Genomic DNA, 9407 nt, shown 5'->3' with positions numbered 1-9407 from the left:
TATCCATGATGCAATGACCGCCTGACCCTACCAGGCAATTTTTTGGACAAAAGTGTCATAAAGGTAGTCAGTAACTCATGGGGTGAGGCACTGCGGTGCCGAGTGTCGAGGTGAGCCAAACAGGGGACTGAGTATGGGTGAAGGGTACCGTAAAGCGCCGAAAAGCACTGGATACTGTCAAGACCGTTAAGGAAGTCAGGGCATAGAAAAAGCCCCTCGCGCCATGTGCATCAAATGCAACATGAGCGAGGGGCTATCGCCCGAAACCGGCGGTCGGCCTAGGCCAGCCTGGGCCAACTAGGCCAGCCAGGAGCAAGCAGCTAGTCCTACTTCTTCAGGCCGTCGATGATCTCGTTGAACTCAGCGGACGGACGCATAACTGCGGAGGTCTTCTCATCGTCCGGCAGGAAGTAGCCACCCAGATCAGCTGGGGAACCCTGAGCATCAATCAGGGTCTTGGCGATGGACTCTTCCTTCTCCGTGAGAGCCTTAGCAACCGGGGCGAAAGCTTCCTTCAGCTCGGAGTTCTCGTCCTGCTTGGCCAGCTCCTGTGCCCAGTAGAGAGCCAGGTAGAAGTGGGAGCCGCGGTTGTCGATTTCGCCAGCCTTGCGGGACGGCGACTTGCCCTCGTCGAGCAGGGTAGCGGTTGCCTTATCCAGGGCCTCAGCCAGGACGCGCGGACGTGGGTCGTCGTCATGCTCAGCGGCGTAGCGCAGGGACTCGGCCAGTGCCAGGAACTCACCCAGGGAGTCCCAGCGCAGGTGGTTTTCTTCCTGAACCTGCTGGACGTGCTTCGGTGCGGAACCGCCTGCGCCGGTCTCGAACAGGCCGCCCCCGGCCATCAGCGGCACGACCGACAGCATCTTGGCGGAGGTGCCCAGCTCCATGATCGGGAACAGGTCGGTGAGGTAGTCACGCAGAACGTTACCGGTTACGGAAATGGTGTTCTCGCCGCGGCGGATGCGCTCGAGGGAGAACTTGGTAGCGGACACCGGATCCATGATGCGGATATCCAGACCCTCGGTGTCGTGGTCTGCCAGGTACTCGTTGACCTTGCTGATCAGGTTGTTGTCGTGCGCACGCTGCGGGTCCAGCCAGAACACTGCAGGGTCGCCAGTGATACGAGCGCGGTTAACGGCCAGCTTCACCCAGTCGCGGATTGGGGCGTCCTTGGTCTGGCAGGAGCGCCAGATGTCACCCTCGGCGACGTGGTGCTCAATCAGAACCTCGCCAGCGGAGTTGATGACCTGCAGGACACCGTCAACCGGAATCTGGAAAGTCTTGTCGTGGGAGCCGTACTCCTCAGCCTTCTGAGCCATCAGGCCGACGTTCGGGACAGAGCCCATGGTGGCCGGGTCGAAAGCGCCATTGGCGCGGCAGTCCTCGATAACAGCCTGGTAGACGCCTGCGTAGGAGGAGTCCGGGATGACTGCGAGGGTGTCGCGCTCCTCACCATCCGGACCCCAGCCCTTGCCGCCGTTGCGGATCAGGGCCGGCATGGAAGCGTCAACGATGACGTCAGACGGAACGTGGAGGTTGGTGATGCCCTTATCGGAGTTGACCATGTAAAGGGCCGGACCTTCCTTCAGGTCCTTCTCGATAGCGGACTTGACGGCCGCCGCAGTAGCGTCGTCAAGCTTGTGTAGACCATCGAGCATGGCGCCCAGGCCGTTGTCCGGAGTCAGGTTGGCGGCAGCCAGCTTGGACTCGAACTTCGGGAAAACAGATGGCAGGAAGGCCTTGACAACCTCGCCGAAGATCAGCGGGTCGGAGACCTTCATCATGGTGGCCTTCAAGTGGACGGAGAACAGGATGTTCTCGCGCTGTGCGCGACGAATCTGAGCGCGCAGGAAGTTGTCCAGGATGTGGACGTTCATGCCCGTGCCGTCAATAATCTCGCCCTTGAGGACCGGCATGTCCTTCTTCAGGGTGATGATCTGGCCGTCGTTAGCCTCGAGCTGGTAGGTCAGCTTGTCATCTTCCGGCATGACAACGGACTTCTCGTTGTGGCGGAAGTCGTTGGAGGCCATGGTGGCGACGTTGGTCTTGGAGTCTGCAGACCAAGCGCCCATGCGGTGCGGGTGCTTGCGGGCGTAGTTCTTCACCGGCTCCGGAGCGCGGCGGTCGGAGTTGCCCTCACGCAGTACCGGGTTAACGGCAGAGCCCTTGACCTTGTCGAACTTGGCGCGGTCGGCGGTCTCCTCGTCGCCTTCCGGCTGCGACTTGTACTTCGGAATGTCATAGCCCTTTTCCTGCAGCTCTGCGACAGCGCGCTTAATCTGCGGGACGGATGCAGAGATATTCGGCAGCTTGATGATGTTGGCGTCCGGCTCCTTGACCAGCTTGCCCAGGGCTGCCAGCGCATCCTCTACCTTCTGTTCGTCCGAAAGACGCTCCGGGAACTGAGCCAGAATGCGGCCTGCGAGGGAGATGTCGCGGGTTTCAACATTGACACCAGCCTGGCTTGCAAATGCCTCCACGATTGGCTTCAGCGAGTAGCTCGCCAGCAGAGGGGCTTCGTCAGTACGGGTCCAAATAATTGTCGCCATAATTCATGTCTCCTATCTGTTTTGTTCCACGATAACCCAGTTTTGAATCTTGGGTTGTGTCGGGGCATAGCGCAAAAACAGTGATAGTGATATGGATAACGCAATTATGTGAGGTAAGTCACGAAATGCGCAATTATTTGTCGCTTATTCGCCGCTTTTCATTCCATTTTTCGCTTTACGACGGCCCCCGCGCTCAAACCCTTCAAATACGAAAAACCGCGCTGGGGTGTCGTGCACGCCGGCGCGGTTGTTCAGGGCAGCCTAGTTAGTTCTGTGTATTGTTCGGAGGATTGTTCTGGCCGAACTGGTAGCCCTGAGTGTTCTGAGACTGGGGGTACTGCGGAGCATAGCCCTGCCCCGGCGCCGACTGGGTAGTCCTGACCAGTTTCTGGCCGCGGAACCATGCGCGCATGTCCTTGAGGAACATAAGAACGCAAGCCGCGATCAGCATGGCACCTGCGAGGAAGAGGACTACATCCACCCAGGAGCTCAAGAACAGGAGGGGGATGATGGTCATAGCCAACGCCAGTGGTGCCACGGTGACGCAGAAAAAGATTGGTGCCGTCGAGTCTTCACCGCGGAGGATGGAGTGAATCCAGTATGCGGTCAAGGTGACAAGCATCATTCCCAGCAGTAACAGGAGTGGAACAAGAACGAGGGCGGCTGCAGCGCCCATGATGTAGCCGATGTCATCCCAAGTGCCCCCCAATGATGACTCTAGGCTGCCGAGATCGTTGGCGCCCTGGATGCCGAGCGTGATTGCGTACAGAACTGCGATGATGCCAATCAGAGTTGAAAAACTGACCAAGCCGGTAGTGATTCGGGGGATGAGTGGCATGCGCTGCCACATGTTCTGCAGTGTGGCGTTTGCAGGCAGCGGTGGTACATCCGTGGTCACCGTGGTGGTTACTGTCGCAGGACTGGTTTGAGTTGGGGCGGACCACTGTGCTTGCTGGGCTTGTGTCTGGAACGAGGATTCCTGCGCAGTGGGTACCGGGCGATTTGCCAGCCCGCGCAGCGTCGCGATGGTGATGGTGGCGTTCTCATCGGCCAGCAAAGCGTCGTATTCGCGACGACGTCCCTCATCGCCTAGCACTTGCAGCGCAGTGAGCTTCTCCTGGAACTCGCCGGAGTACTCCGAGACACCAGCATCCCGCAGTTCAGAGAGCTGACTAGAAAGGTTTGCATGGAGCTCTTCGGTGCTGGCTGCGCTATCCAGCTTCAGAGACTCGTAGAGGTTATAGCGGTCGCCCATAGCGGCTCAAGATCCTATCGGTATTGCAGTTCGAAATATCTTTTCAAACAATTTACCCGGTAGCTAGTACGGCAGCATCGAAGACCCGGAGCGCTCGATGGTAGGAAGTCCGTGGCGCTCGGAGGGCATTGGTAGCCCTCGGCAAACAATGCCGATTGCACAATGTATTAGAAGAACGTGAGTGAGTGACTACCGCCAATGGCTGTAGATGTTATTCCGCGCACAAATACCCGGGGAACAGACGGATTGAATAGCGAAATTTTTGTGTTGCGGAGTAGAGTCTCATTTTTCCCTTTCGGCTCCCCTCGCGGTTTTGCGAGCCCGTCTTGGGTCGAAAATCGAGGGGAACTGAGAGCCCACCAACTGGCGTAAGAAGAGAAAAGGAGACGGTCGCAATGACGTCGTCAAGCGAAGTAACAACCCACAACGACGATCACAAACCGCGTGCACGTCGTGTGGGAGCGTTTAGCTCGCATCGCCGTCCTGTTCCGGTGCAGGACGACATCTCTGATCTACGCCGAATCTTGGTGATTGTGGCTCTGTCGGTCGGTGCATTCGGCATCGGCGTTACTGAGTTTGTGGCCATGGGCCTGCTGCCTTACATCGCTGACGCCTTCGGACGCGATGAGGATGCCGCGGGGCGCATGATTTCGATGTACGCCCTCGGTGTTGTCGTGGGCGCACCGCTGATTACCGTGCTGACCGGTTCGATTCCGCGCAGGCGCATGCTACTGCTGCTGATGGCGGCATTTACCATCGGCAATGGTGCCACGGTATGGGCAGGCACACTGGGGTCTTTCGAAGCTGTCATGGTCTCCCGCTTCATTGCCGGTTTGCCGCACGGTGCGTATTTCTCGGTGGCTGCTCTGGTGGCGGCCTCCCTGGCTAAGCCAGGGCAGCGTGGAAAGATGGTGGCCCTGTCGGGCGTGGGGCTGTCGGTGGCGACTGTGATAGGTGTGCCGGCCGCGCAGGTGCTGGGGCAGATGTACGGTTGGCGCAGTGCCTTCGCGTTTGTAGCGGTCATCGGCCTGATTGCACTTGTTTCGCTGTGGTTCGCTGTGCCGCATATGAACCGTATGCCGAAGACGCGTCCGATGGATGAGCTCTCCGCCCTGGTGACACCGCAGGTGCTGCTGACCGTCGCAATCGGCACCGTTGGTTTCGGCGGAATGTTCGCGGTCTACACCTATATCACTTGGACCATGACTCGCGAAGCGGGCATGAGCGAAAACCACATCTGGATTGTGCTGATGGCCTACGGCATCGGCATGGTAGTCGGTACCTACATTGGCGGATGGCTCTCCGACCGCATCGGGGAGTGGGGCATCATGGTTGCGCTGGTGCTGATGGTAATCATGCTCAGTGCTTTCTACTTCACCTCGCAGAATGCTGTGCTGGGCACGATCAACTTCCTCCTTATCGGTCTGCTGGGATCGGTATTGGTACCGAATCTGCAGACCCGTCTGATGGATGTCGCAGGTCGCGCACAGACGCTGGCGGCAGCTCTCAACCAGGCCGCATTGAACATGGCCAACGCATTCGGAGCCGCGCTCGGTGGTTGGGTCATCGCTTCCGGTTATGGCTACCGCGCACCGGCTTTGGGCGGCGCAACGTTGGCGATGCTGGCTATCTTCATCGCTCTGCCGACCATTGTTCTGTACCGCCGCTCACAGGCGAAGAAGTCCGAGCGCATCGAACTGCGCTAGAGGTCTACAAGGCGTAGCGCACGCATAGGTAACGTATGAGGGCATGAGCCTTACAATCGCGACAATCAATGTCAACGGCATCCGCGCCGCCGTCAAAGAGCGCAGCGAAACCAACCTCGGACTGTTGGAGTGGCTGAAGCACACCAGTTCCGATGTCGTTTTGCTGCAGGAAGTCCGCGCCACCGACGACCAGGCACGCAAGGCCCTCGCGCCCGCTTTCGATGCCGGATGGCATTGGGTCGGCGCTGAAAACCTGGGTGCCAAGGGGCGCGCCGGGGTGGGCATTCTCTCGCGCTTTCCGCTTAACGACGTCCAGGTGGGCATCGGCTCGGAGGAGTTCGAAGAATCCGGTCGGTTTATCAGTGGGGTTGCCCCGGCAGCGGATACCGGCCTGGACGCGGATGTCCAGATTGCCAGCCTCTACCTGCCGTCCGGTGCCGCGCTTAGTGAGAAGCAGGATGAGAAGTACCGCTTCCTCGATGCCTTCTCTGATTACCTGGCGGAACTGGGTGCCAAGGGGCGCGACGGTCACCACGCAGTTATCGGCGGCGACTGGAACATCTGTCACCGCGAACAGGATTTGAAGAACTGGAAGACCAACCGCCGCAAGAGCGGCTTCCTGCCACAGGAGCGCGCCTGGATGGACTCGGTCTTCGGCTGCTGGCCCGATGAGGTTCCCCAGGATTCGCAGGTTCAGGCCAGCGACAAGGAGCTGGAATCCGGTGCCTTCTCCGATGGTTCCGTGTGGGAGGCCCCGGCGCCCAATGCAGATCCGGTGTGGTTTGATGTCACCCGCCGTCTTCACCCAGAGGCCGACGGCCCTTGGTCCTGGTGGACCTACCGCGGTAAGGCGTTCGATACAGATGCCGGCTGGCGCATCGACTACCAGGCGGCAACCGAACCAATGCTCAAGCGTGCCGTCAGCTCGGTGGTGGACAAGCCTGCCGCCTACGATCTTCGCTGGACGGACCACGCGCCGGTGATCGTGGAGTACGCCTAGACTCGGCACGCGCCTAGGCCGCGGACTAGTATGCTCCGACTCCAGCGAATTCTGGGATCAACTCCGGCTCGGGAGCGGTTACGAGATGTCGGTTCTGCCGCAACATGGAGGCAATGCCGTCAACGATGGCGTCGGCCCATTTGTCCTGCATAGCCGGGTCGGCCAAATCGCGGGTGAGTTTTTCAGCGCCCACCGCTCCCAGCGATAGCGCAACCGTCGGCGCATGCGACCGCGAACTCTGGTTCACCGCCACTGCCGGCGCCAGACCGGTACGAAACTCTGTTGGCACCCCGTTTGTGCTGTAACTGCTGTGCGGATTGAAACCTCGGAACACCATTCCGTCACGCACACCTGCCGCCAGCTGCCAGTCAGCAGGGTCATCGTCCTTTGGCTCGAGGGACTCCACCACAGCGGATACCGAAAAACCACGATCGCCGATGTTATCCCCAGAAAGGGTCTGGTCCTCTGATGAGCGACCGACAATTACGGTGGCTGCGCTCTCCGTGCCGTCGGCAAGCGAATGCGCGCCAACGATTGCGCCGCGCTGACGGAGCTTCTCGTTGGCACGTTGCACGATGCTGTCGATGTGAGCGGAAGTATCCCCACTCAAACGCAGTGCGCGAGGCAGGTCAGCGTTGATAGTCTCGATGGCCCCGCGGCGAGAGTCGACGGTGATATGCGCGCCGGCGAGCGGATCGGCAGCCTCGTCGGGGGAGGGGACGATCGGCTGGCGCGGAGGCATCCACAGCGGATTGGGGCGCGCCGGGCGGTGTGGGGAACTGTTGACAACAGCGTGCAACTCTTCAGGTGAAAACATCTTGTTGACCGCGAAAATCATCACAGAACCGTCGTGATACACGGGCGTGAGCCCCGGCGCGTGCCATGCCCAGGAACGCATCGACAGCGCCTCCGTGCCATCCGTGTTCACACCTGGCGGAGAACTAATGATGTAATGCACGCCCAGTTTTTTCGCCATGGCATCGAATTCCGGATGTGAGCCCAGCAAGTCAACGTTTGTCGGCAGCTTCTTGCTTGCCTCGGCAGTTTTGTCGGAGAAGGAGAAATGGCGGAACAGCGTCGGCAGTCCAGCGATGGCGTACATCCACGCAGAACCGTCACGACGGTCATTGAGGATATGCCCCTCAAACGCATGCGGCTGCTCGGACAGCCAATCAATAGCTTCCATGTCCGCAGCGGTCACAAACGTGCTTCCGAAACTTCCACGAATTGCCTCGCGCTGAGCAGGCCCACTCACCCAGGTCGCAGGCACAATCGCCAGTGCCGCTACGAGCCCCATCGCCAGCGCAGGATTCCACGACTTGACCGGCTGATTTCGCTTTGCGACGATCCACTGCGCCGCAGCCACAATCGCGACAACGGCAGCCGCGACTGCGTAGCCGACCAGCACTGCGCGCAGAATTCCCATAACCGCCTGCATACGGTACGGCATGTCGTAGAAGAAAGTGCCAATAAACTTCAGATAGGTGCCGAACGGCTCATCCCAACGGGACTGCGCACTATCGGACACCACAAAGAGCAGCCCGAAAGCCAGTGCCGGCCACGGCGCCCACGGGCTGTCTGGTAGGCGAGAGACCAGCGCCACCACCAGGCCGATGAGCACAAGAACCAGAACAGTCTGGGAAAAGATGGGCTCGTCAGCATAGCGGGAAAACCCGATAAGAGTCCGCCACAGTGATTCGGAGCGGGAAATCTCAATTTGGCCGGTAAAGCCCGCAACGGATTCACCTTGCCCGCTAGCGGACAATGCTGCCGGGAGAGTCATCACCAGTGAGAGCGCTCCGATAATTAGTGTGCGAGCGAGGCCACTGACACTCGGTTGGGTGATCAACCACAAGCCAACAAAGAGCACAGCAGCAATTGCGCCGGCCGGGTGGGTGATAAACGTGCCGACCAGGGCAAGCGTAGCGGGGACAATATAGCCCCGCATGGTCAAAGCCGCAGCGATCGGCAAAGTGGCCACCGCGAGCAGATACGGCATGGAGGATGTGCGCCAAAGAGCCACCCAAATCTCCGGAAGCATCAGCGTCGCGACGGCAGCTGCGGGACCGGCATAGGCCGCCCACTTAGGGCCAACTGCGGTGCGGGCTAGCACCGCAGTTGCTGCGGGCAGAAGCAGCGCCGGGGCCAAGAACGCAAACACGTTGGAATCGAGGAAAACCGAGCCGGGCAGCAGCCCCGCCACGGCATGCCAGCCGGTGGGGTAGAACATTTCGGCTCCGGTCTCCTGATTCATCAGGTCACCGGCCGCGGTGGGCGAGGCTATTGCATGCTCGTCAATGAACCGGAGGAAGTTGGTATGCCAGAGCATATCCCAGGCCTCGCGGATAGCGCCGGGGCCACCGGGGACGTCGTTAAGCACGAGCATGGCGCGCATCGAGCCGACTACCGTGACCCCGGCGACAATCATCGCGGTGACAACGCCGGAATCGAAGCCGTCTTCGGGCGTTGCCCGGGGGATGAATCTGCGCACCAGATAGCCAATGGCACAGAACCATGCCCACATGCCGGCCACGAAGAGCCAGGTGTAATCCAGCCCAAGCGCGTGAGACGACCATGCGGAAAAACCGATCACACCCATCGTTAATGGGCCGGCAGATGCCAACGCGAGCGTGGGACGTAGCCCACTGACCCAACCGAGAACTGTGCCTGGGATCAGCAGGATGAAGACGGCAACCGCAATGGCAGCGAGCATGGGACTCCTGACGGATAAGAGAATTGAATTAGTCCAATAATACCTGTGGGTTAGTTCGGCACTTGGGACGCGAGCGCCTAAGATTTGAAGAAGGGCTGATGGGACTTCAGCTGCTGTAAAGCCCAAGCGCGAATTTGCGCGAGACTTGAAGCGAGCTCGGTGCGGACCCGGAAAGGAGAGGACA

Annotated in this window: 5 protein-coding genes; 2 read left to right on the top strand and 3 right to left on the bottom strand. The window is 59.8% G+C overall.

What is annotated here, in order from left to right; genetic code table 11:
• Positions 1–326: 326 nt before the first annotated feature.
• Both HMPREF2878_RS03945 and HMPREF2878_RS03940 read right to left on the bottom strand, forming a co-directional pair.
• On the bottom strand, positions 327–2549 hold the full coding sequence (locus HMPREF2878_RS03945) for an NADP-dependent isocitrate dehydrogenase (protein WP_048731557.1): 2223 nt from the start codon (positions 2547–2549) through the stop codon (positions 327–329).
• Between the two features lie 265 nt (positions 2550–2814).
• Positions 2815–3804, bottom strand: coding sequence for a molecular chaperone DnaJ (locus tag HMPREF2878_RS03940; RefSeq protein ID WP_070652879.1), 990 nt, complete (start codon positions 3802–3804; stop codon positions 2815–2817).
• A 395-nt stretch (positions 3805–4199) separates the two neighbouring features.
• Here HMPREF2878_RS03940 and HMPREF2878_RS03935 point away from each other — a divergent pair, with 395 nt between their 5' ends.
• Together HMPREF2878_RS03935 and HMPREF2878_RS03930 are read left to right on the top strand one after the other, a co-directional pair.
• Positions 4200–5510, top strand: a complete 1311-nt coding sequence (locus tag HMPREF2878_RS03935) for an MFS transporter (RefSeq protein WP_038627777.1) — start codon at positions 4200–4202, stop codon at positions 5508–5510.
• A 43-nt stretch (positions 5511–5553) separates the two neighbouring features.
• Entirely contained in the window at positions 5554–6510 is a 957-nt protein-coding gene (locus HMPREF2878_RS03930; RefSeq protein WP_038627780.1) for an exodeoxyribonuclease III, read from the top strand.
• Positions 6511–6535: 25 nt separating this feature from the next.
• Here HMPREF2878_RS03930 and HMPREF2878_RS03925 read toward each other — a convergent pair whose 3' ends face one another.
• The gene (locus HMPREF2878_RS03925; protein ID WP_070652878.1) at positions 6536–9223 is read right to left on the bottom strand and encodes a DUF6541 family protein; all 2688 of its coding nucleotides are present in this window, start codon (positions 9221–9223) and stop codon (positions 6536–6538) included.
• Positions 9224–9407 lie beyond the last annotated feature (184 nt).

Origin of the sequence: Corynebacterium sp. HMSC065H09 (genome assembly GCF_001812845.1) — a bacterium.
In the GTDB taxonomy this organism is placed as follows: Bacteria; Actinomycetota; Actinomycetes; order Mycobacteriales; family Mycobacteriaceae; genus Corynebacterium; species Corynebacterium jeikeium_D.
Note: the sequence above shows the minus strand (reverse complement) of the source record. Positions and strands in the feature narration are given on the sequence as shown.

Bases quoted from the DNA above. Each gene is read 5' to 3' on its own strand.
- HMPREF2878_RS03925 (WP_070652878.1), bottom strand. From the start codon at position 9,223: ATGCTCGCTGCCATTGCGGTTGCCGTCTTCATCCTGCTGATCCCAGGC.
- HMPREF2878_RS03945 (WP_048731557.1), bottom strand. From the start codon at position 2,549: ATGGCGACAATTATTTGGACCCGTACTGACGAAGCCCCTCTGCTGGCG.
- HMPREF2878_RS03930 (WP_038627780.1), top strand. From the start codon at position 5,554: ATGAGCCTTACAATCGCGACAATCAATGTCAACGGCATCCGCGCCGCC.
- HMPREF2878_RS03940 (WP_070652879.1), bottom strand. From the start codon at position 3,804: ATGGGCGACCGCTATAACCTCTACGAGTCTCTGAAGCTGGATAGCGCA.
- HMPREF2878_RS03935 (WP_038627777.1), top strand. From the start codon at position 4,200: ATGACGTCGTCAAGCGAAGTAACAACCCACAACGACGATCACAAACCG.